Genomic DNA, 23,866 nt, shown 5'->3' with positions numbered 1-23,866 from the left:
GCAGCCTTACTCAATAAAGATGTGCGGATAAAACCGTGACAGATCCTGCGTGATCAGCGCGCGATCTTCGCGGATGCCAATTCCGGCAGGTTGATCGTTGATGAGCCAGCTGCCAATCAGCGTATAACTGTCGCCAAATTTCGGCAGTTGATAGAACTCCTGGACGATCATCCCTTCTTCGCCGTAAGGCCCTTCAACCGCTTCCAGCGTTTTACCGTTTTCGATAATGGAGACGTTTGCCCCCTCGCGAGAGAAGATAGGCTTCACGACATATTTTTCCATTTGCGGGTAATCATCTTCCGCAAAATAGGCCGGCAGCAGGTTCGGGTGGTTCGGGAACATCTCCCACAGCATCGGCAGCAGGGCCTTGTTGGAGATAATGCTCTTCCAGGCCGGTTCCAGCCAGCGTACGCCCGCATCTTCCAGCTTGGTGGAGAACATCTCACGCAGCATGTATTCCCACGGGTAGAGTTTGAACAGGTTACTGATCACCTGGTCCTGCATGTCGGTAAACTGACCTTTCTCACCCAGGCCGATATCCTCGATATAGAGGAACTCGGTCGCCACTTCCGCTTCGGCCGCACAGTCCTGCAGATACTGAACCGTGCCACGGTCTTCTTCCGTGTCGCGGCAGCAGGCGAGATGCAGCAGGTTGAAGCCATGCTGTTCACGCAGCTCGGCAAAACGCTCGATCAGCTTTTCCTGCAGGCTGTTGAACTGGTCGCTGCCTTCCGGCAGGTTTCCGGCGTTCATCTGATCTTCCAGCCAAATCCACTGGAAGAACGCCGCTTCGTACAGGGAGGTCGGCGTATCGGCGTTGTTTTCCAGCAGCTTAGGTTCACCCACGCCGTCCCATGCCAGATCAAGACGAGAGTAAAGCGAAGGCTGATTCGTTTTCCACGACTGACGTACAAAGCCCCAGGTGTGCTTTGGAATGCGGAACTTTGTCATCAGCGCGTCGCTGTCGATAACCTTTTCCACGACCTTCAGGCACATCTGGTGCAGCTCGGCCGTCACCGCTTCCAGTTTTTCAACCTGGGCCAGCGACAGCCTGTAATAGGCGTCTTCACACCAGTATGGCTCACCGTACATGGTGTGGAAGTTAAAACCGTATTCGGTGGCTTTTTCGCGCCAGTCCGGGCGCTCGGTAATACTGACTCGTTCCATGATCAGCCGCCCATTGAGCGAGAAGAGGTGCCTGTCGCGCTACGCTGCATGCTGGTCTGTTTCGCCACAGACTCACCAAATCCGCCGCGGGTGATAGTGCTGGTGGTGGCAGGTTTCGGTGCCATTGCCGTTTTCGGTACGGTCACGGTGCGGCCTGGGGTAGCTGCGCCGTAGCCTTTGCCGCTGGCATCGGTGTATTGGCCGTAAGCCGGGCTGGCCGGGTTTTTCGAGCTAAACAGCGGCTGCTGCTGATAACCCGCACCGCCACCCATCAGGCGGCCCATCATGTAGCCAGCCATCAGCGGCATCCAGAAGCTGCCGCTGGACTGCGCCTGCGCCTGATTTTCTGGCGCCGTGCCCGCCTGAGCAGGCGTCTGCTGGCACTGTCCTTCACCGAACTCGGCCACGCAGTCTTCGCGTGAGGCATATTTCGGCGCGGTACGTTCCGCTTCTTTCAGGGCATTGGTGTAGGCCGTCTTACATTCGGCGGCTTTACCGGTTGCCGCAGAGCAGTCGTCTGCATTTTGATACAGCGAAACCGTTTCGTCGTTTTTCTCACAGCCTGCCAGCATAAAGACCGCGGTGACCGCCAGCGCAACAGGGGTGAGATGACGGGCGTTCCAGCTTTTGCGGAACGACGCGTGATTAATGGATTTTGTCCGTTTCATGTTTGTCTTCCAGGACCCAGTGGTAATAACGCTCAGGATAGAGGATGAGTGGTTGAAAATGAAGCGAAGAGGGGCGGAATCAGGGGGATCTTTACGTTGGCTTACGTTCGGGCGTGATTTTGCGCCGGGTGGCGCTGCGCTGACCCGGCCTACGATTCAGTAGGCCCGATAAGCGAAGCGCCATCGGGCAATGCTTAGTTACGGAACGGATTATTGCCTTTGCTGGCGGACGTCGTGGTACGCGCAGCGGCTGGCTGTGCAGCAGGCGCGCTGCTGTCAGCGTTGAAGTTATCAACCGCGGCTACCTGCTCCGGGTTCTCTGGTGCAACACTGTCCGGAGAAGTTGAGACCGGTTTGCCCAGCGCGCTGTTCAGCATCTGCAGATCCTGCTCGTTCAGCGTACCCAGAGCCTGCTTGATGTTCAGCTGGTTAATCAGGTACTGGTAACGAGCGCTGGAGAGCTGCTGTTTGGCGTTGTACAGCGTGGTGGTCGCGTCCAGCACGTCAACGATAGTACGTGTACCGACGGAGTAACCCGCTTCCATCGCATCCAGGGAGCTCTGTGCAGACACCACGGCCTGTTTATAGGCGTTGATGCTGCTGATCGACGCGTTCACGTTGTTGAAGGAAGAACGCACGGTCTGCACCACGTTGCGGTGCGCGCTTTCCAACTGCTCGCTCGCGCCCACAAAGTTGTACTGCGCCTGTTTCACCTGAGAGTTGACCTGACCGCCCTGATACAGCGGCAGGGAGAAGCTCAGGCCCACTTTGTTCTGACCCATATTGCTGTCGTCATACTGGGCAGAGTTGGTTTTAGAGCCGCTGTAGGTCGTGTCAGAAACACCGGTAGACGCGCTCAGGCTCAGGGTTGGCAGGTGGCCGTCCTGTGCCTGACGAATCTGCTCGCGGGCCAGGTCCTGGCTCAGACGCGCCTGCAGCAACGTCAGGTTGCGGTTTTCCGCCTCTTTCAGCAGGGCGTTAACCGCCTGCGGTTTATCCGTTTTGAAGTTGTCCACGTTCAGGGAGGCCAGTTCCGGATAGTAATTCCCGGTGACCTGACGCAGGGATTCCAGCGCGTTATCGAGGTTGTTACGCGCGGTCACTTCGTTGGCCAGCACGGTGTCGTACTGTGAACGGGCGTTCTGCACATCGGTGATCGCCACCAGACCCACGTTGAAACGCTGGGTGGTTTGATCTAACTGACGGTAAATGGCCTGTTTCTGCGCTTCGGTGTAGGAGAGCGCGTCGATCGCGCTCAGCACGTTAAAGTAAGCTGTGGCCGTGTTCAGGATCAGCGTTTGCTGGTCGGTCTGATAGGTCACATCCTGAATGCCCGCGCTCTTTTCCTGCAGGGTCAGGGCGCGCCATTTGGACATATCAAACAGCGTTTGTGTCAATTGCAGTGAGGCGCTGGTAGCATTGGAGTTAACGCCGTTAGCGTCGCGGAAACCGTTGCTGTAGGTATAATCTGCCCCTAAGCCTAACTGCGGCAGCAGTGGGCTACGTGCTTCGTTAATCTTTTCAAACGCAGCATCACGATCGGCCGCTGATTTACGTAAATCAGGGTTGCCCAGACGTGCCTGCTGGTAGACCTGTAACAGGTTTTCCGCCTGGCTCATTGCACTGAAGCCCGTCAGGCTCAGGCCGATAAGGATGGGGAGCAATTTCTTCATTTGCATTCCTTGTTGTGAAGCAGTATTAGCGCTGATCTAATTAAAAAATAATTGCCGATTCTAACAGAATCATCCACACCAAAAGGTTGGCGTTACGTGCCATCTGGCGGTAATTTGCACCAATCTACCATAGAGCCTTACAAACGGCAGCCAAACAGCCTTGAAATTCATCATTTCATCACTATTGCTACCAGGACCCGACTCATGCAAAAACCAGAAAAGTTGCCCGTGACATTCGCCAAAAACGATGTAGAAATTATTGCACGAGAAACGCTTTATAGCGGTTTTTTTTCGATGGAACTTTACCGTTTCCGGCATCGCCTGTTTAACGGTGAAATGAGCGGCGAAATCCGACGCGAAATTTTTGAGCGCGGCCATGCGGCAGTCTTGCTACCCTTTGACCCAGTGCGTGACGAAGTTGTGCTGGTGGAGCAGATCCGCATCGCCGCTTATGACGTCAGTGAAAGCCCGTGGCTGCTGGAAATGGTGGCCGGGATGATCGAAGAAGGTGAGTCGGTCGAGGACGTCGCCCGGCGCGAGGCGCTGGAAGAGGCGGGGCTGGTGGTGGGCCGCACCAAACCGGTGTTGAGCTATCTGGCAAGCCCGGGGGGCACCAGCGAGCGCTTGTCCATTATGGTTGGCGAAGTGGACGCCACGACGGCGGAAGGGATCCACGGTCTGGCAGATGAAAACGAAGATATTCGGGTTCATGTGGTGAGCCGGGAACAGGCTTATCAGTGGGTAGAAGAGGGGAAAATCGACAACGCAGCGTCTGTCATCGCCCTGCAATGGCTACAGCTGCATTATCAGACATTACGAAACGAGTGGAAAAAATGAAGCGCTATACGCCTGACTTCCCAGAAATGATGCGCCTGTGCGAAACCAATTTCGCACAATTGCGCCGCCTGCTGCCGAGAAACGACGCACCCGGCGAAACGGTAAGCTATCAGGTGAGCAATGCGCAGTATCGGTTAACGATAACAGAATCAACGCGCTACACTACGCTGGTGGAGATTGAGCAAACGGCCCCCAGCATCAGTTACTGGAGCCTGCCGTCGATGACGGTGCGCCTCTATCACGACGCGATGGTCGCTGAAGTGTGTTCAAGTCAGCAGATCTTTCGTTTCAAGGCGCGGTATGATTATCCGAATAAAAAGTTGCATCAACGCGACGAAAAGCATCAAATTAACCAGTTTTTAGCCGACTGGCTAAGGTATTGTTTAGCACATGGAGCAATGGCGATTCCGGTTTGTTAGCGTCATAAACCTACCTAAGGACACCATTTGGAAAGCCTGTTGAACCTGACTGTTGCTGGTGGGGCGCCAGTCAGGATATTACAAATCACCGATACCCACCTTTTTGCCGAAAAGCATGAGACGCTGCTGGGGGTCAATACCTGGGAGAGTTATCAGGCGGTACTTAGCGCCATTCACGCTGAAAATCGTGCATGCGATCTGATTGTCGCAACCGGCGATCTGGCGCAGGATCAATCCTCCGCGGCCTACCAGCATTTCGCTGAAGGCATCGCGAGCTTTAGCGTGCCTTGCGTCTGGCTGCCTGGAAACCATGATTTCCAGCCGGCGATGTACAGTTCTCTTCAGGATGCGGGCATTTCTCCGGCGAAATGTGTCTTTGCGGGTGAACAGTGGCAGATCCTGCTGCTGGACAGCCAGGTATTCGGCGTTCCGCACGGTGAGTTAAGCGAGTTTCAACTCGACTGGCTGGAGACCAAACTGGCTGCTGAGCCTGAACGTCATACTCTGCTGTTGCTTCATCATCATCCTCTGCCGGCGGGGTGCAGCTGGCTCGATCAACACAGCCTGCGCAACTCTGCGGCGCTGGATCACGTACTGGCGAAGTTCCCGCGGGTAAAAAACCTGCTGTGCGGACATATTCATCAGGAACAGGATCTCGACTGGAATGGACGCCGTATGCTGGCGACGCCGTCGACCTGCGTGCAGTTTAAACCGCACTGCGCCAACTTTACGCTGGATACCATCGCACCAGGCTGGCGCTGGCTGGACCTGCATGCCGATGGCACGCTGACCACGGAAGTCTGTCGTCTGACCGGCGCAAAATTCCGCCCGGATACCGCTTCAGAAGGCTACTGATGTCTACGCTCCTTTATCTGCACGGATTCAACAGCTCGCCGCGCTCCGCAAAAGCGACACAGTTTCGCCACTGGCTGAGCGAGCATCACCCCGACGTTGAGATGATCATCCCGCAGCTGCCGCCCTATCCTGCGGAGGCCGCGGAGATGCTGGAATCTATTGTGCTCGAACACGGCGGCGAGTCATTCGGTGTGGTCGGCTCATCGCTGGGCGGGTACTACGCCACCTGGCTGTCGCAATGCTTCATGCTGCCGGCCGTTGTGGTCAATCCGGCGGTACGGCCATTTGAGCTGCTGCGGGACTTTCTTGGCGAAAACGAGAACCCCTACACCGGCCAGCAATATGTGCTAGAGTCACGCCATATTTACGATCTCAAAGTTATGCAGGTCGACCCGCTTGAAGCGCCGGATCTCATCTGGTTGCTGCAACAGACGGGAGATGAAGTGCTGGATTACCGCCAGGCAGTGGCGTATTACGCATCCTGCCGCCAGACTATAGAAGAGGGCGGAAATCATGCTTTCACGGGCTTTGAGAATCATTTCACCCAGATTGTCGATTTTCTTGGACTGCACAGCCACTGACAATCAATGCGAATTGCTAGTTTAAATCATGACGCAAACCTATAACGCAGATGCCATTGAGGTCCTCACCGGGCTAGAGCCGGTTCGCCGCCGCCCGGGGATGTACACCGATACGACGCGCCCAAACCATCTGGGCCAGGAAGTTATTGATAACAGTGTGGACGAAGCGCTGGCGGGTCATGCCAAACGCGTTGACGTCATCCTGCATGCCGATCAGTCGCTGGAAGTTATCGACGACGGGCGCGGCATGCCGGTGGATATCCACCCGGAAGAGGGGGTGCCTGCCGTCGAGCTGATCCTCTGTCGTCTGCATGCGGGCGGTAAGTTCTCCAATAAAAACTACCAGTTCTCCGGTGGTCTGCACGGCGTGGGCATTTCCGTCGTCAACGCCCTGTCGAAACGCGTGGAAGTTAACGTTCGTCGCGACGGTCAGGTGTACAACATCGCGTTTGAGAACGGCGAGAAGGTGCAGGATCTGCAGGTTGTTGGCACGTGCGGTAAACGCAACACCGGCACCAGCGTCCACTTCTGGCCTGACGAAAGCTTCTTCGACAGCCCGCGTTTTTCTGTTTCCCGCCTGACGCACCTGCTGAAAGCCAAAGCGGTGCTTTGCCCTGGCGTGGAAATCACCTTCAAAGACCACGTTAACAACACCGAGCAGAGCTGGCACTACGAAGATGGCCTTAATGACTATCTGTGCGAAGCGGTAAACGGCCTGCCGACGCTGCCGGAAAAACCGTTCGTCGGTAATTTTACCGGTGACACCGAAGCGGTGGACTGGGCGCTGCTCTGGCTGCCGGAAGGCGGCGAGCTGCTGACCGAAAGCTACGTTAACCTGATCCCCACGATGCTCGGCGGGACCCACGTCAACGGCCTGCGTCAGGGTCTGCTGGATGCGATGCGCGAGTTCTGCGAATACCGCAATATCCTGCCGCGCGGCGTGAAGCTCTCGGCGGAAGATATCTGGGATCGCTGCGCCTACGTGCTCTCCGTGAAGATGCAGGATCCGCAGTTTGCCGGGCAGACCAAAGAGCGCCTCTCTTCACGTCAGTGCGCGGCCTTTGTCTCCGGTGTGGTGAAAGATGCGTTTACCCTGTGGCTGAACCAGAACGTGCAGGCGGCGGAGATGCTGGCCGAAATGGCCATCTCCAGCGCCCAGCGTCGTCTGCGTGCGGCCAAGAAAGTGGTGCGTAAAAAGCTGACCAGCGGCCCTGCGCTGCCGGGTAAGCTGGCGGACTGTACCGCGCAGGATCTCAACCGTACCGAACTGTTCCTCGTGGAAGGGGACTCGGCAGGGGGATCGGCCAAGCAGGCGCGCGATCGCGAATATCAGGCGATCATGCCGCTCAAGGGTAAGATCCTGAACACCTGGGAGGTCTCGTCTGATGAAGTGCTGGCCTCGCAGGAAGTGCACGATATCTCGGTGGCGATCGGCATCGATCCTGACAGTGACGATCTGAGCCAGCTGCGCTACGGCAAGATCTGTATCCTCGCGGATGCGGACTCCGATGGTCTGCACATCGCTACGCTGCTGTGCGCGCTGTTTGTGAAACACTTCCGCACGCTGGTGAAAAACGGTCATGTCTACGTGGCGCTGCCGCCGCTATACCGTATCGATCTCGGCAAAGAGGTGTACTACGCGCTGACGGAAGAAGAGAAAGCGGGCGTGCTGGAACAGCTTAAGCGTAAGAAGGGCAAGCCTAACGTACAGCGCTTTAAAGGGCTGGGCGAGATGAACCCGATGCAGCTGCGCGAAACGACGCTGGATCCGAACACCCGCCGTCTGGTACAGCTGACGATCAGCGACGAAGACGAACAGCAGACCAACGCCATGATGGATATGCTCCTTGCCAAGAAACGTTCGGAAGACCGTCGTAACTGGTTGCAGGAGAAAGGCGATATGGCGGATATTGAGGCCTGATGCCCTCACCCTAACCCTCTCCCACAGGGAGAGGGAATGGATCGTAGGCCCGGTAAGCATTAGCGCCACCGGGCTTTTTTACATCAAAACTCCATCTTCACCGTAAACTGCACTTCGCGCGGGTCGCCAATCTGGTTACCCAGATTGTTGGTGGCGATAGATGAGGTGTAGTAGGTCTTATCAAACAGATTTTTGACGTTCACCTGCAGCGTCACCGGATACTGCAGCTTCATCTTATACGCCGCAAACGCATCCGCCACGAAATAGCCCGGCAGATAATAATCCGCCCCGTTGGTCGCTGAACGACGGCTCACGCCATGCCCGCCGCCGCCCAGCGTCAGGGTATTCCCGGCAAACGCATTATGAATATCGTAGGTCAGGAACAGGGAGCCGGTATGGCGCGGCACGTTCGGCAGCGGTTTGCCGGCATAGTCCGGATCTTCCAGCACTTTCGCGTCGGTATAGCCATAGCTGGCGATGATATTGGTGTTCTCGGTCAGCGACCCGGCAAGATCCACCTCCACACCCTGAGATCGCACGCGTCCCGCGGTTTTGGCGATGGTTTCCCCGCCAATGCTCTCGGTGTACAGCACGTTGCGCTTGTGAATATCAAACAGCGCGATATTGGCGGTAATCCCGTCGAACAGATCGAATTTTGCACCCACTTCATAGGCATTCGACGTTTCTGGTGGCAGGTCACCGATGTAGCTCGCAATCGACGACTGCGGCATAAATGTTTGTGAGTAGTTGGCAAACAGCGAGACGGATGGCGTGAGCTTGTAAACCAGCCCCAGCTTTGGCGTCCACTGCTCGTCGCGGCTGTCGGTATTGACGTTGAACGGACGACCTTTGCCTGCGTACTGGGTGTAATACTGATAGCGCAGCCCGGCGACGGCGATCCAGTTGTCGGTCAGGTACAGGGCATCCTGCGCGTAGGCCGAGTAGCTCTCCTGCTTGAGCGTCTGATCGCTGTCGGACGCCGACACGGTGGTGCATTTGCCGAGGTTGCCATACGTCGGGTGGTAGATGTTGAAATCTTTCACGTTCTTACAGCGCATCATGTCTGTGCGCAGCAGATCGTAATTTTCATACGACACGCCGGTCAGGATCTCATTGTAAAAACCGGCAATATCCACATTCCCCTGCAGATCCGCGCGGGTGCTGTGCATGCGCTGGGTCGATCCCTGGGTGGCATCCACGCGGCGGGTCAGGTTGCCGGTTTTTGAATCATAGGCCATCACGCGGGCCTGATTATCGCTGTATTTATCCTGACTGTAGCTGTAGTCGAACTTTGCGGTCCACTGGCTGTTGAGACGATATTCCGCGTTGAGCTGGGCGAGGTCCGACTGCCCGTCAGTGATATTAAACGGCTCGTCAAAGCGGGTTTTACGATCCACGTTTACCGGCTGTTTGGTGTTGAGATCGAAGATCGTCCCGCGATCGAACGGCGTCTTATAGTCGCGATGGGAATAGAGCACGGTCACGGTGGCATCATCACCAAACCAGGTGAGCGACGGAGCGATAAAAGTACTGCGTTCGTTACCAAAATTACGCCAGTAATCCTCGTCCTGATATTCCCCTGTGAGGCGATACGCCAGACGGGTGCCCTCTATCGGGCCGGTGACGTCAACCTGTCCGGTGCCGCCGCCAAAGCTGGAAGAAGTGGCAGAAAGCGACCCGCCGAAGCGCTGTTCCGGGCGTTTGGTGACCACGTTAATCAGCCCGCCGGGATCGAGAATGCCATAAAGCGTTGAGGCCGGACCTTTCAGCACCTCCACGCGCTCGGTTGCGGCATTAAAGCTGCGCGGCAGCACGGTGCGCAGACCGTTGGTCATGATCGAGCCGTCACGGTTCGCGCCAAACCCGCGGCGCACAAACGCATCCTGCGTGCCGCCCAGCGTGTTTGTCTGCACCACGTTGCTGACGTTGTAGAGCGCTTCATCCAGCGTGGTGGCGTGCTGATCCTGAAGCACCTTATCGCTGACGGTATTCACCACCTGCGGGATATCCAGCATCGGCATGTTGGTTAGCGTGGCGGTGGAGGTATTCAGCGGCTGATAGCCATTCGTGGCTTCCGCCGTAGTAGTTGGATCGGCCGTGACGGTCAGCGTTTCGCCGTCTTTAGCCGTGGTGGTGTCTGCTGCCTGCACCAGCGGCGCCATAAACAGCAGTGAAAAGAGCGCGCGCCCTTTTACCCCAGAGAGTGAAGGTGTGAACGTAGCCATTACATCTGTTATCCCAAAATATTCCGCAAAAGACGTTTCGCGGAAGAATGTGTGAGTCATTGCCCCTTACGGTCTGCCCGTTAGCCAGAACTGGCATCGGACATGTAATTGAGAATCATTCAATCATGAGCGGATGTAGTAGTAAATGGAAAAAAGCATAAATCGACTACAGCGAGAAATAGGGCGTTAAAGCGTAACGGCGACAGAGTTAATTTATTGAAAATAAAGTTGATATAAAGCTATCCGAGCTCGCTTGCTTGTCCGTTTTCCCCTGGTTTTTACAGGGTGTTTCTTCGCTTGACTACTACAGGGCGCAGCGTCAAACTTCTCAAAAGAGAATGAGTTTTATTTTTATTTATTGGCTTTTCATTACGTTGGCATTCACGTGGCTCACAACACAAACAAACCGGGACTGGTTCTGGAGAACCTCTCTGCGGGGTATCAGAAAAAAATCATCATTGATGGGCTCACCCTTGCGATCCCTCAGCAGAAAATGACGGTGCTGGTAGGAGCGAACGGCTGCGGGAAATCCACGCTGTTGAGCACTATCGCGCGGCTGCTGCGGCCACTTGGGGGGACTGCGCTGCTGGACGGCAAAGCCATTCATGAGCAGCCGACCAAAGCGGTCGCCCGTCAGCTTGGCATTCTGCCGCAGTCCCCGCTGTTGCCGGAAGGGTTAACCGTTTTTGAACTGGTCTCGCGCGGGCGTTATCCCTGGCAAAACGTTATGCGCCAGTGGAGCGAAGAGGACGAAATGGCGGTGGAAGAGGCCCTGCGGCTGACCGGTACGGCAGCGTTTGCCCATATGCCGGTAGAAAGCCTGTCCGGCGGTCAGCGACAGCGCTGCTGGATCGCGATGGCGCTGGCGCAGCAAACGCCGTATATCCTGCTGGATGAACCCACCACCTTTCTCGATCTTCGCTACCAGGTAGAGATCCTCGAACTGCTGCATACGCTGACGCGTGAGCACGGGCGTACCGTGCTGGTGGTGTTGCACGACCTTAACTTCGCCGTGAACTATGGCGATACGCTGGTCTTTTTACGCCAGGGAAAGGTGGAGGGGGTATTGCATGAGGGGGACGTTTGTACGCCAGAGCTTATTAAAGCGGTGTTCGATGTCGACGTGCATATGTCCATCAACCCGTTAACCGGCAAACCGTTCTTTATGCCGTTTCGCCAGGTCGCTGAAAAATGATCCGCACCTCTCTGGCATTTATCCTTTTTGTCTTACTGCTGACGGCGGGCGCGATTGCCCATCTGGGAACTGGCGCGCGTGTTATTCCGCCCTGGACAGTGGCCCAGGCCTTTTTCGCTTTCGACCCGCACAATTTCGACCATAACATCATCATCAGGCTGCGCCTGTTACGCCTGATGGCGGCCACGACCGTTGGCGCGGCGCTGGGCGTGGCGGGGGTATTATTACAGTCGGTCATCCGCAACCCGCTGGCTGAGCCGCATATTCTGGGGCTCAATGCCGGGGCGGCGCTGGCGGTGGTGCTGACGAGCGCGCTGGGCCTGACCCTGCCAGTGGGGCAGCCGCTTGTTGCCGCTGCCGGTGCCGCCACGCTGTTTTTGCTGGTACTGGTGTTCTCCTCTTCCGGGCGGACCGGACTCACGCCGATGAAAGTCACCCTGTGCGGCGTCGCGATGTCGGCCTTTGCCTCGTCAGTGACCGCCGCCGTGCTGATTCTGGACGAACAAACGCTGCTCTCCCTGCGCACCTGGCTGGCGGGTGATGTCGCCGGGGTCAACGCACAGACGCTGCAGAGCGCCCTGTGGGCCGCCACCGCTGGTTTTGTTCTCGCTCTTGCGCTGTCGCCTTCGCTCAATATGCTGGCGCTTGGCGACAACATGGCGCAGGGGCTTGGCGTATCGCTGCTGAAAACCCGTTTGCTCGCTCTGCTGGCTATCGCGCTGCTCTGCGGCGCGGCCGTCTCCATCGCCGGGCCGATTGGTTTTATTGGCCTTGTGGTGCCGCAGCTCATTCGCCGTATGGTGTCGGTCGATCTGCGGGTGATGGTGCCGCTGTCTGCGCTGTGCGGCGCGCTGGTTCTGCTGCTGGCGGATATTGCGGCCCGGACGCTGTTTACGCCCTGGGAGCTGGCAACCGGCATCATGACTGCCCTGGTTGGCGCCCCCGTCTTTATCTTCATGGCGTCGAGGATGTTTAAATGAACCGCGCCGGACTGCGTGCGTTGCGCGTTGGCACCTTCTCGGCGCTGGTTCGTCCAAAGGCGCTGGCGTGTCTTGCCATCCTGACGCTGGCCGCCTGCCTGCTGACAGGTTTTGGCCTGATGCACGGTTCCTTGCCTATTCCCAGCTCCGCCATCGGACGCGCGCTGTTTATGCCTGAAAGTCTGACGACAGAGACGCGCTACATCGTGATGGACATCCGTCTGCCGCGTCTGCTGATGGCGATCCTGTGCGGCGCAATGCTCGGCATGGCAGGGGCGGCCATGCAGTCCATCACCCGCAATGGCCTGGCCGATCCGGGACTGATCGGCGTGAAAGAGGGCTGTAGCGCAGCGGTACTGCTGCTGATTTTTCAGTTCCCGGCGCTGAGCCTGGCGTGGCGTCCGCTGGTCGGGATGGCCGGGGGGCTGCTCACCGCGCTGCTGGTGATAGCCCTGGTGCGGGATATCTCGCGCCCGCGATTTATTCTGATCGGTATTGGCGTGTCGTGGGCCTTTGCCGCGGCAATGGGGGTTTTTATCACCACTGCTGACGTGCGCGACGTGCAGACGGCGATGCTGTGGCTGGCGGGAAGCCTGCATGCGGCAAACTGGACGCTGGTGGGGCTGGCCGCGCTCTGGACTGTCCCCGCGTTTGCGCTGCTGCTGTTTACCGCCCGTGCCGCGGACGTGGCGTTGCTCGGCAACCAGACGGCAACGGGCCTTGGGGTTCGTACCACCCGGCTGGCGCTGCTGCGGGTTCTTGCCCCGGTGGTGCTGACGGCGGCCTGCGTCTCCTGCGTGGGCAGTATTGGCTTCGTGGGGCTGATTGCCCCGCACATGGCGCGCCTGCTGCTGCGCGGTGGTCAAACCGCGCTCCTGACGGGCAGTGCCGTGCTGGGAGCGCTGCTGGTGCTGCTGGCGGATAACATTGGACGGCTGGCATTCCTCCCGCTGCAACTGCCAGCGGGCATTGTCATTTCATTAATTGGCGGACCGTTTTTCCTGCTGCTGCTCTGGCAGCGCCGGGACAGATTTTAGAGGACGATAATGCGCGTACTTTTTTCGATGCTGTTGCTGGTGGGGTTTGCAGTGAGTGCGGCGGAGCCGACTCAAACATTTACCGACGATTTGGGACGTAAGGTTGTTGTGCCGCTTCACCCAAAGCGGATCGTCTCGCTGCATGATCTGGATATCACCATTCCGCTGATTGAGCTTGGCGTGCCACCGGTCGCAAGCCATGGCCGCACGCGCCCGGACGGTAGCCACTTTCTGCGCTCCAGCGGCATGTTGACGGGCGTCGATTTCGATAACTCCAACATCAAATTTATCGGCACGGCCGATATCGACATTGAAGCCATTGCCGCCGCCAAACCTGACCTGATCATTACCGAGCCGACCCGTAATACGCCGATGGAACAGCTTGCGAAAATTGCCCCGACGGTGAGTATCGATCACCTCGACGGCGGTGCGCCGGAAATCTACCGCAAGCTGGCGCAGCTTACCGGTACGCAGGCGCGGCTGAAAATCCTGGAGCGCCGTTATCAGGAACAAATCAAAGCGCTGAAGGCAACCCTCGACACCCGCCATATCACCGTGTCGGTCATTCAGGCCAACCAGGGGAAAATTAACGCCATGCACAGCTACCACTCGCTTGGACGCGTGCTGCGCGACGCAGGATTCACATTCCCGCCGTTGATTGAGAGCATCCCGGACGGAGGGCGCATTGACGTCAGCGCCGAGCGCCTGCCGGAGCTGGATGCCGATTTTGTCTTTGCTACCTGGCGTGGGGACACCGGCGGAAAACCGCAGGATGAGCTGGCGGCAATGGATGCCGTGATGCCGGGCTGGTGCCAGTTCCTGAACGCCTGCCGGACCGGACACTACGTGCTGATCTCACGCGAGGAGGCCATCTCGAATTCGTTCGCCTCGTTAGGGCTGATGGCCGCGCAGGTGCAGTCGCAGATTGCCGGGCGTCCGCTGCCGGAGGCATCACGGTGATCCGCAAAGAGAAAGGTCGCGTGGATGTTTATGGCGAACGTTTTCGCGCGCGGGCGCATCAGCTGACGCCGCGTCTGCTGCAGGTCGCCCGCTATATTCATGACAATCGCGAAGCGGTGATGGAGCAGACGGCAATGGAGATCGCCACGCAGCTTAAAACGTCAGACGCCACGGTGGTCCGCGCGATCCAGGCGCTGGGCTTTGCCGGGCTGCGCGATCTCAAGCAGACCCTGGAGCAGTGGTTTGGTCCGGTGGTGACCTCGAGCGAAAAAATCTCGTCTACGGTCAATACGCTCACCAGCGACGTGAATGCGAGTATCGATTTTGTGCTGGAAGGGCACCAGCACACCTGCGAGGTATTGTCGCAACCGCACAACCGCTACGCGATGGCCCAGGCGGTCTCACTGCTGGCACAGGCGAGGCAGGTCGCCCTGTTTGGGATTGGCGCCTCCGGCATTCTGGCCGAGTACACCGCCAGGTTGTTCAGCCGGATGGGACTGCCCGCCACGCCGCTTAATCGTACCGGGATAGGCCTTGCTGAACAGCTGATAGCGCTTCAGCGCGGCGACGTGCTGGTGATGATGGCGCAGAAATCCGCGCACCGGGAAGGGCAAACTACGCTGCGTGAAGCGAAACGTCTGGGCATCCCCACCATTTTGCTGACCAACGCGCTGGATTCACGTTTCAGTAAAGAGGCAAGCGTAGTGATCCACGTCCCGCGCGGCGGTGAAAAGGGTAAAATTCCGCTCCATGGCACGGTGCTGCTGTGTCTGGAGATGCTCATTTTATCCGTCGCCGCCACCGAGCCGCAGCGCACCATCAGGTCCATGAAGCGCATTAACGAGCTACACCGTGGGTTAAAACCGGGGAAGAAAAGCAGCTAAAAACAACAAAGCCCGGTGGCGCTGGCGCTTACCGGGCCTACGGTTCAGGTTTTGTAGGCCGGGTAAACGCAGTGCCACCCGGCAAATTCCACAAATTTAAACCCCTTGCTCCAGAATGCGGATGTGGGTTTCCAGCACGTCACCTTTCACGGCATCACTCCACGCTTTCATGTGCGCGGTCTGCAGATGCGCTTCAAGGTGCGCGACGGTTTCCCACTGCTCAACCATGATGATCGAGTCCGGTGCGGTCGCCTGGAAGCTGGCGTGAGTGGCGGCATCCACCATCGGCGCGTAGCCGTGGCAGCCTTCTTCTTTCAGTACGGTCGGGATAATTTTCGCGAACTGATCCAGCACCGCCTGGCGGTGATGTTGACCTGGACGAGTACGGATTTCTGCAATAACGGTAAGCATTGTGACTACTCCTTTAATTCCAGGTTACCAGTTAAGCAAAAATTTCCGCGAGATGCTTGCGATATTCTGCGATATAGCGCGGGACATCAGGCATTTTAATCACGTCGTTGACGATAAAGGTCGGCAGCGGATCCATGCCCAGGAACTGGTTAGCCTTGTGGAACGGCAGGTACGCGCCGTCAACGCCCACCCCTTCGAAGAACTGATCTTTCTCGGTGAAAGCTTCCAGCGGGGCGTTCCAGGTGAGCGACAGCATATATTTTTTGCCCTGAATCAGGCCGCCGGAACCGTATTTTTTAGACGCATCTGAGCGGGTGCGGCCGTCGCTGGCATACAGCGAGCCGTGACCTTCAGTGAACACATCGTCCATGTATTTTTTCACGGTCCACGGTGCGCCCATCCACCAGCCAGGCATCTGCCAGATCACCACGTCAGCCCACAGGAAGTTCTGCACTTCGGCTTTCACATCGTAATCGCTGTCCGCGCGCACGACCTTAACATCATGCCCGGCGTCGCGCAGGAAACCGTCCGCGACCTCGGTCAGGGTGTCATTCAGCTGGCCTTTCGAGTGCGCGAACTCTTTCGCGCCGTTGATAATCAGAATGTTGCTCATTATTTGTCCTCGTCGATGAGAGTATGGCGAGTATTCTACGCGCGAGGGCGGGACGGTAAAATGAGCAAAATGTGCATAGTCTTTTGCATTAAACGCAATAATCCCTTACCAGCTGACCCTGACTTCCAGGCCCCTTTCCGGCGCATTGTTCAGCGAGACACGCAGTCCATGTAGCGCAGCAATACGTTTCACAATGGATAACCCCAGCCCGCTGCCCGTCGCATCCTGGCCGGGCGGGCGATAAAACCGCTCGCCGATACGCGCCAGCGCCTCGGGGGAAATCCCCGGGCCGTTGTCGCGCACGGTGAAGCTCCGGGTATCCAGCGTCACGTCCACCACGCTGCCGCGCGGGCTGTAGCGAATCGCGTTATCCAGCAGGTTACGCACCAGCAGGCTCATCAGCAGTGGCTGACCCGTGCGTGTCACCTCCTGGGCATGAATATTCAGGCGAATATCCGTGCCCGCCTGCTGAGCCGGATGCCAGATATCCAGCACCGCTGACTGCAGTAAATCGGCCATCGTGATGGGTTCGACATCTTCCAGATTGTCCAGCGAATCCAGACGCGAGAGCGTAAGAAGCTGATCCACCAGCCGGGAGGCGCGGTCGATCCCCGCATGAAGCTGCGAAAGTGCTTTTTCCTGCGCCTGTGGGTCATCCAGAGAGAGTTGCGCCACGTCGGTTTGCACCTTCAGGGCCGCCAGTGGGCTGCGCAGCTCGTGAGCGGCATCGGAGGTAAAACGACGCTCGCGGATCATCATCTCCTGGGTACGTGCGAAGAGATGATTCAGCGCGTCAAGCAGGGGGCGCACTTCCGCAGGGACACCCTGCGTCGGCAGAGTATCGGTGGCATCCGGCGAGCGGGCGCGCAGGGTCTGCGCCAGCTTTTTCAGCGGCTTCAGTTCCCGGCTCAGGAGGACAATCAGCAACAGCAGCATCACCGGCAGCGCCACCAGCCAGGGCGTGAGCTGTGAACTGACCACGTCCAGCGCCATCTCCTGGCGGTACTCCCACTCCTGGCCGATCACCACGCGGTATTTCCCGTCGGGTGACGTCAGCCATAAGAAACGCCATTCATCGTTATCGTCTTTAAGCCTTCCGTTATCAAACCCGTCGCGACGATAGTGATACGGGATATCGCGCCCGTTTTCGCCGTCGTTGAGGATCATTTTGCCGTCGACGGCATAAATGGCGAAAGCCAGCGCGTCGTCATCCAGACGACCATGTTTCACTTTTTTCGGGATCTCGCGCATGCGCTCAGGGGCACGGATCTCGTCCAGATCCATCGTCAGCAGCCGTTTGGCGAACAGCATCTGCTGGGTATCAAACAGCTTATCCAGCTTGTGGGTCGTCTGCTGCCAGGCCACCAGACTGGCGGCAAACCATGCTGTCAGGGAGAGCGCTAAAAAGAGGAGCGTCAGGCGCAGCTTCAGGCTCAGGCGTTGCGTCAGTTTCATGCGTCACCCAGGGTATAGCCGATGCCGTGCACGGTGCGGATAAACTCGCTGCCAAGCTTGCGGCGCAGATGGTGGACATGGACTTCCACCGCATTGCTGGAGACGTCGTCGTCCCAGGTGTAGAGCTTCTCTTCGATCGCTTTGCGCGGCAGCACGCGGCCGGCATTGCGCATCAGCAGCTCCAGCAGGGCGAACTCTTTGGGCTTGAGCGTCAGCGTTTCCCCCTCCAGCGTGGCGACGAGGCTTGTCGGGTCGAGAGTGACCTTACCGTGGCGCAGCTCGCTGCGCGTCTGGCCGTGGCTGCGGCGGACCAGCGCTTCGAGGCGGGCCCCCACTTCGATCAGCGCGAACGGCTTACAGAGATAATCATCCGCGCCCAGGCGCAACCCTTCGACGCGCTGGTTAAGCGCATCCCGCGCGGTCAGGATCAATACCGGTTCGCTGCGGCCGCTTTCTCGCCATGCGCGCAGGATCTGAAGACCGTCGATTTCCGGCAGCGTCAGGTCCAGCACCACGGCATCGTAAGGTGCAGAGTAGAGTGCGGCCTGGCCGGTTTTTCCATCGGTAAACCAGTCCACGCTAAAGCCCATTTTGCTTAAGCCCGTTTTGATGCCGTCGCCAATGAGCTTGTCGTCTTCTACCAGTAAAATGCGCATATTCCCTCCTTGATGCCGTCAGTAAACCCTCTGAATCTGCCTGCTGTACAGTAAAAATAAATAAATTTTCCCCTTAAGAAGTTGTTAAGGATTACCCTGTTAAATGGTTTGCGAAACCAGATTAAAGGGAGAGTTAATATGAAAAAATTCGCTGCGATTGCTGCCATCATGATGATGACCACTGCCCCTGTTTTTGCTGCCCAGGGCGGATTTAACGGCCCGTCAGCCACGCAAACTCAGACTCACGCGCAGACAGGCGGGTTTGTTGATAATGACGCGAACCTCACCACCGCGGTGAAGGTTAAAGAGATGAAAGATGACAGCTGGGTGAAGCTGCGCGGGAACATTACCCAGCGTCTGTCCGACGACCGCTATACCTTCCGCGATGAGACCGGCACGGTAAACGTGGAGATTGACCACAAGCGCTGGAACGGCGTGACCGTCACCCCGCAGGATAAAGTTGAAATCCAGGGCAAGGTCGATAAAGAGTGGAACGATTTTGAAATCGACGTGAAGCAGATCATTAAGCTGAACAAATAACCCGGAAAGGGCCGCCTGAGCGGCCCTTTTTCTTTGTGACTCAACTCGTCAGATAGGGTAGTATCTGCGGCAATATTGCCTGAAACCCATCGGTTTCTGAGTTGAGGAATCACACGTAATGAGCGATATGGCAGAGCGCCTCGCGCTACATGAATTCACGGAAAACGCCTACCTGAACTACTCCATGTACGTCATCATGGACAGGGCGTTACCGTTTATCGGGGATGGCCTGAAGCCCGTACAGCGCCGCATCGTGTATGCGATGTCCGAACTGGGGCTGAATGCTACCGCCAAGTTCAAGAAATCCGCCCGTACCGTCGGTGACGTACTGGGTAAATACCATCCGCACGGTGACAGCGCCTGTTATGAAGCGATGGTGCTGATGGCCCAGCCGTTCTCGTACCGCTATCCGCTGGTGGATGGTCAGGGGAACTGGGGGGCGCCGGACGATCCGAAATCCTTCGCGGCGATGCGTTATACCGAATCCCGTCTGTCAAAATATGCCGAAGTGCTGCTGGGCGAGCTGGGGCAGGGCACCGTTGACTGGGTGCCAAACTTCGACGGCACGCTGCAGGAGCCGAAGATGCTGCCTGCGCGTCTGCCGAACATCCTGCTGAACGGGACCACCGGTATCGCCGTTGGTATGGCGACGGACATTCCGCCGCACAACCTGCGTGAAGTGGCGAATGCCGCCATCACCCTGATTGAGCAACCGAAAACCTCGCTGGATGAGCTGCTGGATATCGTGCAGGGGCCGGACTTCCCGACCGAAGCCGAGATCATCACCTCACGCGCGGAAATCCGTAAAATTTACCAGAACGGTCGCGGCTCCGTGCGCATGCGCGCGGTGTGGACCAAAGAGGACGGCGCCGTGGTGATCACCGCGCTGCCGCATCAGGTCTCCGGCGCTAAAGTGCTGGAGCAGATCGCCGCCCAGATGCGCAACAAAAAGCTGCCGATGGTGGATGATCTGCGCGACGAGTCCGACCACGAAAACCCGACCCGTCTGGTGATTGTGCCGCGCTCTAACCGTGTGGACATGGAGCAGGTGATGAACCACCTGTTTGCCACCACCGATCTGGAAAAAAGCTACCGCATCAACCTGAACATGATTGGCCTCGACGGACGCCCGGCGGTGAAAAACCTGCTGGAGATCCTCACCGAATGGCTGACGTTCCGCCGCGATACGGTTCGCCGTCGTCTGAACCATCGTCTGGAGAAAGTGCTTAAGCGCCTGCATATCCTCGAAGGTTTGCTGGTGGCGTTCCTCAATATCGACGAGGTGATTGAGATCATCCGTACCGAGGACGAACCGAAACCTGCCCTGATGTCGCGTTTTGGCATCAGCGAAACCCAGGCCGAAGCGATCCTCGAACTGAAGCTGCGCCATCTCGCCAGACTGGAAGAGATGAAGATCCGCGGTGAGCAGAACGAGCTGGAAAAAGAGCGCGATCAGCTGCAGGCGATCCTCGCGTCCGAACGCAAGATGAATACCCTGCTGAAAAAAGAGCTGCAGGCCGATGCCGACGCGTTTGGTGACGACCGCCGTTCTCCGCTGCACGAGCGCGAAGAAGCGAAGGCGATGAACGAGCACGACATGCAGCCGTCCGAGCCGGTGACCATTGTCCTGTCGCAGAGCGGGTGGGTGCGCAGCGCCAAGGGGCACGATATCGACGCGCCGGGGCTCAGCTACAAGGCGGGCGACAGCTTCAAAGCGGCGGTGAAAGGTAAGAGCAACCAGCCGGTGGCGTTTATCGACTCCACCGGTCGTAGCTACGCCATCGACCCGATTACGCTGCCATCCGCGCGCGGGCAGGGCGAACCGCTGACCGGTAAGCTAACGCTGCCGCCGGGGGCGACGGTTGACCATATGCTGATGGAAGCCGATGACCAGAAACTGCTGCTGGCCTCTGATGCGGGTTACGGCTTTATCTGTACCTTTAACGATCTGGTCTCGCGTAACCGTGCCGGTAAGGCGCTGATTAGCCTGCCGGACAACGCTCACGTGATGCCGCCGCTGGTGATCGAGAACGAAAGCGATATGCTGCTGGCGATCACCACCGCCGGACGTATGCTGATGTTCCCGGTCAGCGATCTGCCGGAGCTGTCAAAAGGCAAGGGCAACAAGATCATCAACATCCCGTCGGCGGAAGCCGCGAAAGGCGAAGATGGCCTGGCGCACCTCTTCCTTCTGCCGCCGCAGAGCACGCTGACCATCCATGTCGGCAAGCGTAAAATCAAACTTCGTCCGGAAGAGCTGCAGAAAGTGGTGGGTGAGCGCGGTCGCCGCGGCTCGCTGATGCGTGGCCTGCAGCGTATCGACCGCGTGGAGATTGACTCTCCTGCACGCAGCTCCGCGGGTGACAGCGAAGAGTAATGTCGTGATATCCCCCCTCTGTCCGGAGGGGGAATTTCAATAAAATTTCCCGTAAAATCGTTGTTAATTCGTGCGTTGCGATTAACAATACGCGCTCGTAATAAAGTCCTTACCTGGCCACAGGTGAAGTATAATTGTCAGCTGTCAGGGCTTCAGAGGTCGCTATGCTATACATTGTTCGTCTCATTCTTACCGTTATCTACTGCATTCTGGTCTGTGTTTTCGGCTCTGTTTATTGCCTGTTCAGCCCGCGTAATCCGAAGCATGTTGCCACTTTTGGTCATATGTTCGGTCGTCTGGCGCCACTGTTCGGTCTGAAGGTTGAAAAACGTCTGCCTGAAGGGGCGGAGAATTTCGGTAACGCCATCTATATCGCTAACCATCAGAACAACTACGATATGGTGACGGCCTCCAATATTGTCCTTCCGCCGACCGTGACGGTGGGGAAAAAAAGCCTGCTGTGGATCCCGTTTTTCGGTCAGCTGTACTGGCTTACCGGCAACCTGCTGATCGATCGTAATAACCGTGCAAAAGCGCACAGCACCATTGCGGAAGTGGTGAACCATTTTAAAAAGCGCAAAATCTCAATCTGGATGTTCCCGGAAGGAACGCGCAGCCGCGGCCGTGGCCTGCTGCCGTTTAAAACCGGAGCGTTTCATGCCGCAATTGCGGCAGGTGTTCCAATTATTCCTGTGTGCGTTTCCAATACTTCTAATAAGATTAATCTTAACCGCCTGAATAACGGGCTGGTGATTGTCGAGATGTTGCCACCCGTTGATACCAGCAAATACGGTAAAGATCAGGTGCGCGAGCTGGCAGCACACTGCCGCGAGCTGATGGCTCAGCATATTGCGCTGCTCGACAAAGAAGTCGCAGAGAGAGAAGCCGCCGGTAAGATTTAACCCGGCGTTGAAGGGAAAACGAATTCCCGCGTTGTTAGTCGTTTCAGATGGAGCTTATATGTCACTCAGTCGGCGTCAGTTTATTCAGGCTTCGGGGATCGCCCTTTGTGCGGGTGCGATGCCGCTGACAGCCAGCGCCGCCGGGCAGCAGCAGCCGCTGCCCATTCCGCCGTTGATTGAATCCCGTCGCGGTCAGCCGCTTTTCCTGACGCTGCAGCGCAGCCACTGGTCCTTTACCCAGGGAACCCGCGCGCCGGTCTGGGGCATTAACGGACGTTACCTTGGGCCGACCATCCGCGTATGGAATGGCGATGACGTTAAGCTCATCTACAGCAACCGTACGTCTGAAAATGTCGCCATGACCATCAGCGGTTTACAGGTTCCGGGTCCGTTGATTGGCGGCGCGGCGCGCATGATGTCGCCTAACGCCGACTGGGCGCCGGTGCTGCCGATCCGTCAGAGCGCGGCCACCCTGTGGTATCACGCCAACACCCCTAACCGTACGGCGCAGCAGGTCTATAACGGCCTGGCCGGTATGTGGCTGGTGGAAGATGAGGTCAGTAAATCTCTGCCGATCCCGAACCACTACGGTGTGGACGACTTCCCGATTATTATCCAGGACAAACGTCTGGATAACTTCGGTACGCCGGAATACAGCGAGCCGGGCAGCGGTGGCTTTGTGGGCGATACGCTGCTGGTTAACGGCGCACAAAGCCCTTACGTAGAAGTCTCGCGCGGCTGGGTACGCCTGCGTCTGCTCAACGCCTCTAACTCGCGCCGCTATCAGCTCCAGATGAGCGATGGCCGTCCGCTGCACGTCATCTCCGGCGATCAGGGCTTTTTACCGGCACCGGTGTCCGTTAAACAGCTGGCCCTCTCGCCGGGTGAGCGCCGCGAAATCCTCATTGATATGACCAACGGGGATGAAGTTTCTGTCACCTGCGGCGAAGCGGCGAGCATTGTGGATCGTATTCGCGGGTTCTTTGAGCCATCGAGTATTCTGGTGTCCACCCTGGTGCTGACCCTGCGCCCAACCGGTCTGCTGCCGCTGGTGACCGACAGCCTGCCCATGCGCCTGCTGCCGCAGGAGATCATGAGCGGTTCGCCGGTGCGCAGCCGGGATATCAGCCTGGGCGACGATCCGGGCATCAACGGCGCGCTGTGGGACGTCAACCGTATCGACATTACCGCGCAGCAGGGCACCTGGGAGCGCTGGATTGTTCGCTCGGACATGCCGCAGTCGTTCCATATTGAAGGCGTGTCATTCCTGATCCGCAACGTGAACGGTGCGATGCCGTTCCCGGAAGACCGCGGCTGGAAAGATACCGTCTGGGTGGATGGTCAGGTTGAACTGCTCGTCTACTATGGTCAGCCTTCGTGGCCGCACTTCCCGTTCCTGTTCCACAGCCAGACGCTGGAGATGATGGACAGGGGCTCCGTGGGGCAAATGCTGGTTAACCCGGCGCCGTAAAACGAGTCGGGTGGCGGCTTCGCCTTACCCGACCTACAG

22 protein-coding genes are annotated in these 23,866 nt (G+C 57.7%); 14 read left to right on the top strand and 8 right to left on the bottom strand.

Annotation, left to right across the window (positions count from 1 at the left end):
• Positions 1-6: 6 nt before the first annotated feature.
• The 3 genes from EKN83_RS17500 to tolC all read right to left on the bottom strand — a co-directional run bounded on the left by EKN83_RS17500 (position 7) and on the right by tolC (position 3,508).
• Entirely contained in the window at positions 7-1,167 is a 1,161-nt protein-coding gene (locus EKN83_RS17500; RefSeq protein ID WP_025758516.1) for a glutathionylspermidine synthase family protein, read from the bottom strand.
• Positions 1,168-1,169: 2 nt separating this feature from the next.
• Entirely contained in the window at positions 1,170-1,835 is a 666-nt protein-coding gene (locus tag EKN83_RS17495) for a DUF1190 family protein (protein WP_025758515.1), read from the bottom strand.
• A gap of 194 nt (positions 1,836-2,029) precedes the next feature.
• Positions 2,030-3,508 (bottom strand): outer membrane channel protein TolC, encoded by a 1,479-nt coding sequence (tolC, locus tag EKN83_RS17490; protein ID WP_094918780.1) that lies wholly within the window; start codon positions 3,506-3,508, stop codon positions 2,030-2,032.
• Between the two features lie 204 nt (positions 3,509-3,712).
• Between tolC and nudF the strand changes: the two genes are divergently transcribed.
• Genes nudF through parE form a run of 5 tightly spaced genes read left to right on the top strand, consistent with a single transcriptional unit; the run spans position 3,713 to position 8,121 of the window.
• Positions 3,713-4,345: an ADP-ribose diphosphatase gene (gene nudF / locus EKN83_RS17485; RefSeq protein WP_025758512.1), complete on the top strand. Its 633-nt coding sequence runs from the start codon at positions 3,713-3,715 to the stop codon at positions 4,343-4,345.
• Positions 4,342-4,764: a DUF1249 family protein gene (locus EKN83_RS17480; RefSeq protein WP_003862516.1), complete on the top strand. Its 423-nt coding sequence runs from the start codon at positions 4,342-4,344 to the stop codon at positions 4,762-4,764. Before nudF ends, EKN83_RS17480 begins: the two co-directional genes overlap by 4 nt.
• A gap of 27 nt (positions 4,765-4,791) precedes the next feature.
• Entirely contained in the window at positions 4,792-5,619 is an 828-nt protein-coding gene (gene cpdA, locus EKN83_RS17475) for a 3',5'-cyclic-AMP phosphodiesterase (protein WP_045285910.1), read from the top strand.
• Entirely contained in the window at positions 5,619-6,200 is a 582-nt protein-coding gene (yqiA, locus tag EKN83_RS17470; protein ID WP_045285909.1) for an esterase YqiA, read from the top strand. The genes cpdA and yqiA overlap by 1 nt, the downstream gene beginning before the upstream one ends.
• 28 nt (positions 6,201-6,228) lie before the next feature.
• A complete protein-coding gene (gene parE / locus EKN83_RS17465; protein WP_025758507.1) occupies positions 6,229-8,121 on the top strand; it encodes a DNA topoisomerase IV subunit B in 1,893 nt (630 codons plus the stop codon).
• A gap of 83 nt (positions 8,122-8,204) precedes the next feature.
• Here parE and EKN83_RS17460 read toward each other — a convergent pair whose 3' ends face one another.
• A complete protein-coding gene (locus tag EKN83_RS17460; RefSeq protein ID WP_126801371.1) occupies positions 8,205-10,346 on the bottom strand; it encodes a TonB-dependent siderophore receptor in 2,142 nt (713 codons plus the stop codon).
• Positions 10,347-10,731: 385 nt separating this feature from the next.
• Here EKN83_RS17460 and EKN83_RS17455 point away from each other — a divergent pair, with 385 nt between their 5' ends.
• Genes EKN83_RS17455 through EKN83_RS17435 form a run of 5 tightly spaced genes read left to right on the top strand, consistent with a single transcriptional unit; the run spans position 10,732 to position 15,402 of the window.
• Positions 10,732-11,541 (top strand): ABC transporter ATP-binding protein, encoded by an 810-nt coding sequence (locus EKN83_RS17455; RefSeq protein ID WP_126801370.1) that lies wholly within the window; start codon positions 10,732-10,734, stop codon positions 11,539-11,541.
• Complete coding sequence (locus EKN83_RS17450) at positions 11,538-12,521, top strand: FecCD family ABC transporter permease (protein ID WP_126801369.1); 984 nt, start codon at positions 11,538-11,540, stop codon at positions 12,519-12,521. The genes EKN83_RS17455 and EKN83_RS17450 overlap by 4 nt, the downstream gene beginning before the upstream one ends.
• The gene (locus EKN83_RS17445) at positions 12,518-13,558 is read left to right on the top strand and encodes a FecCD family ABC transporter permease (protein ID WP_126801368.1); all 1,041 of its coding nucleotides are present in this window, start codon (positions 12,518-12,520) and stop codon (positions 13,556-13,558) included. The genes EKN83_RS17450 and EKN83_RS17445 overlap by 4 nt, the downstream gene beginning before the upstream one ends.
• 9 nt (positions 13,559-13,567) lie before the next feature.
• On the top strand, positions 13,568-14,518 hold the full coding sequence (locus EKN83_RS17440; protein WP_126801367.1) for an iron-siderophore ABC transporter substrate-binding protein: 951 nt from the start codon (positions 13,568-13,570) through the stop codon (positions 14,516-14,518).
• Complete coding sequence (locus tag EKN83_RS17435; protein ID WP_047959473.1) at positions 14,515-15,402, top strand: MurR/RpiR family transcriptional regulator; 888 nt, start codon at positions 14,515-14,517, stop codon at positions 15,400-15,402. Before EKN83_RS17440 ends, EKN83_RS17435 begins: the two co-directional genes overlap by 4 nt.
• Positions 15,403-15,498: 96 nt before the next feature.
• Here the strand turns inward: EKN83_RS17435 and EKN83_RS17430 are convergent, their stop codons facing one another.
• The 4 genes from EKN83_RS17430 to qseB all read right to left on the bottom strand — a co-directional run bounded on the left by EKN83_RS17430 (position 15,499) and on the right by qseB (position 18,537).
• Complete coding sequence (locus EKN83_RS17430) at positions 15,499-15,813, bottom strand: putative quinol monooxygenase (protein ID WP_025758496.1); 315 nt, start codon at positions 15,811-15,813, stop codon at positions 15,499-15,501.
• A gap of 31 nt (positions 15,814-15,844) precedes the next feature.
• A complete protein-coding gene (locus EKN83_RS17425; RefSeq protein WP_008502985.1) occupies positions 15,845-16,426 on the bottom strand; it encodes an NAD(P)H-dependent oxidoreductase in 582 nt (193 codons plus the stop codon).
• Between the two features lie 105 nt (positions 16,427-16,531).
• Positions 16,532-17,881: a quorum sensing histidine kinase QseC gene (gene qseC / locus EKN83_RS17420; protein ID WP_126801366.1), complete on the bottom strand. Its 1,350-nt coding sequence runs from the start codon at positions 17,879-17,881 to the stop codon at positions 16,532-16,534.
• Positions 17,878-18,537 (bottom strand): quorum sensing response regulator transcription factor QseB, encoded by a 660-nt coding sequence (qseB, locus tag EKN83_RS17415; RefSeq protein WP_045285903.1) that lies wholly within the window; start codon positions 18,535-18,537, stop codon positions 17,878-17,880. Before qseB ends, qseC begins: the two co-directional genes overlap by 4 nt.
• Positions 18,538-18,675: 138 nt before the next feature.
• Between qseB and EKN83_RS17410 the strand changes: the two genes are divergently transcribed.
• From EKN83_RS17410 to ftsP, 4 genes are all read left to right on the top strand, one after another.
• Complete coding sequence (locus tag EKN83_RS17410; protein WP_025758490.1) at positions 18,676-19,077, top strand: YgiW/YdeI family stress tolerance OB fold protein; 402 nt, start codon at positions 18,676-18,678, stop codon at positions 19,075-19,077.
• 118 nt (positions 19,078-19,195) lie between these two features.
• The gene (gene parC, locus EKN83_RS17405) at positions 19,196-21,454 is read left to right on the top strand and encodes a DNA topoisomerase IV subunit A (RefSeq protein ID WP_045285901.1); all 2,259 of its coding nucleotides are present in this window, start codon (positions 19,196-19,198) and stop codon (positions 21,452-21,454) included.
• A gap of 164 nt (positions 21,455-21,618) precedes the next feature.
• Positions 21,619-22,356 carry a 1-acylglycerol-3-phosphate O-acyltransferase gene (gene plsC, locus EKN83_RS17400; protein ID WP_025758488.1) on the top strand — a complete coding sequence of 246 codons (738 nt, stop codon included), beginning with the start codon at positions 21,619-21,621 and terminating at the stop codon, positions 22,354-22,356.
• Between the two features lie 58 nt (positions 22,357-22,414).
• A complete protein-coding gene (gene ftsP / locus EKN83_RS17395; RefSeq protein ID WP_126801365.1) occupies positions 22,415-23,827 on the top strand; it encodes a cell division protein FtsP in 1,413 nt (470 codons plus the stop codon).
• Positions 23,828-23,866 lie beyond the last annotated feature (39 nt).

The organism is Enterobacter sp. WCHEn090032 (assembly GCF_003986875.1).
Lineage (GTDB): Bacteria > Pseudomonadota > Gammaproteobacteria > Enterobacterales > Enterobacteriaceae > Enterobacter > Enterobacter sichuanensis.
The sequence above is the reverse complement of the archived record's forward strand: the minus strand, read 5'-3'. Positions and strand labels throughout refer to the sequence as shown.

Excerpts from the sequence above, each read along its gene's own strand:
- EKN83_RS17410 (WP_025758490.1), top strand. The coding sequence starts at position 18,676 with ATGAAAAAATTCGCTGCGATTGCTGCCATCATGATGATGACCACTGCC.
- yqiA (WP_045285909.1), top strand. The coding sequence starts at position 5,619 with ATGTCTACGCTCCTTTATCTGCACGGATTCAACAGCTCGCCGCGCTCC.
- EKN83_RS17500 (WP_025758516.1), bottom strand. The coding sequence starts at position 1,167 with ATGGAACGAGTCAGTATTACCGAGCGCCCGGACTGGCGCGAAAAAGCC.
- parC (WP_045285901.1), top strand. The coding sequence starts at position 19,196 with ATGAGCGATATGGCAGAGCGCCTCGCGCTACATGAATTCACGGAAAAC.
- parE (WP_025758507.1), top strand. The coding sequence starts at position 6,229 with ATGACGCAAACCTATAACGCAGATGCCATTGAGGTCCTCACCGGGCTA.
- plsC (WP_025758488.1), top strand. The coding sequence starts at position 21,619 with ATGCTATACATTGTTCGTCTCATTCTTACCGTTATCTACTGCATTCTG.
- EKN83_RS17430 (WP_025758496.1), bottom strand. The coding sequence starts at position 15,813 with ATGCTTACCGTTATTGCAGAAATCCGTACTCGTCCAGGTCAACATCAC.
- EKN83_RS17460 (WP_126801371.1), bottom strand. The coding sequence starts at position 10,346 with ATGGCTACGTTCACACCTTCACTCTCTGGGGTAAAAGGGCGCGCGCTC.
- EKN83_RS17450 (WP_126801369.1), top strand. The coding sequence starts at position 11,538 with ATGATCCGCACCTCTCTGGCATTTATCCTTTTTGTCTTACTGCTGACG.
- tolC (WP_094918780.1), bottom strand. The coding sequence starts at position 3,508 with ATGAAGAAATTGCTCCCCATCCTTATCGGCCTGAGCCTGACGGGCTTC.
- ftsP (WP_126801365.1), top strand. The coding sequence starts at position 22,415 with ATGTCACTCAGTCGGCGTCAGTTTATTCAGGCTTCGGGGATCGCCCTT.
- EKN83_RS17495 (WP_025758515.1), bottom strand. The coding sequence starts at position 1,835 with ATGAAACGGACAAAATCCATTAATCACGCGTCGTTCCGCAAAAGCTGG.
- EKN83_RS17445 (WP_126801368.1), top strand. The coding sequence starts at position 12,518 with ATGAACCGCGCCGGACTGCGTGCGTTGCGCGTTGGCACCTTCTCGGCG.
- EKN83_RS17480 (WP_003862516.1), top strand. The coding sequence starts at position 4,342 with ATGAAGCGCTATACGCCTGACTTCCCAGAAATGATGCGCCTGTGCGAA.
- qseB (WP_045285903.1), bottom strand. The coding sequence starts at position 18,537 with ATGCGCATTTTACTGGTAGAAGACGACAAGCTCATTGGCGACGGCATC.
- nudF (WP_025758512.1), top strand. The coding sequence starts at position 3,713 with ATGCAAAAACCAGAAAAGTTGCCCGTGACATTCGCCAAAAACGATGTA.
- qseC (WP_126801366.1), bottom strand. The coding sequence starts at position 17,881 with ATGAAACTGACGCAACGCCTGAGCCTGAAGCTGCGCCTGACGCTCCTC.
- EKN83_RS17440 (WP_126801367.1), top strand. The coding sequence starts at position 13,568 with ATGCGCGTACTTTTTTCGATGCTGTTGCTGGTGGGGTTTGCAGTGAGT.
- EKN83_RS17425 (WP_008502985.1), bottom strand. The coding sequence starts at position 16,426 with ATGAGCAACATTCTGATTATCAACGGCGCGAAAGAGTTCGCGCACTCG.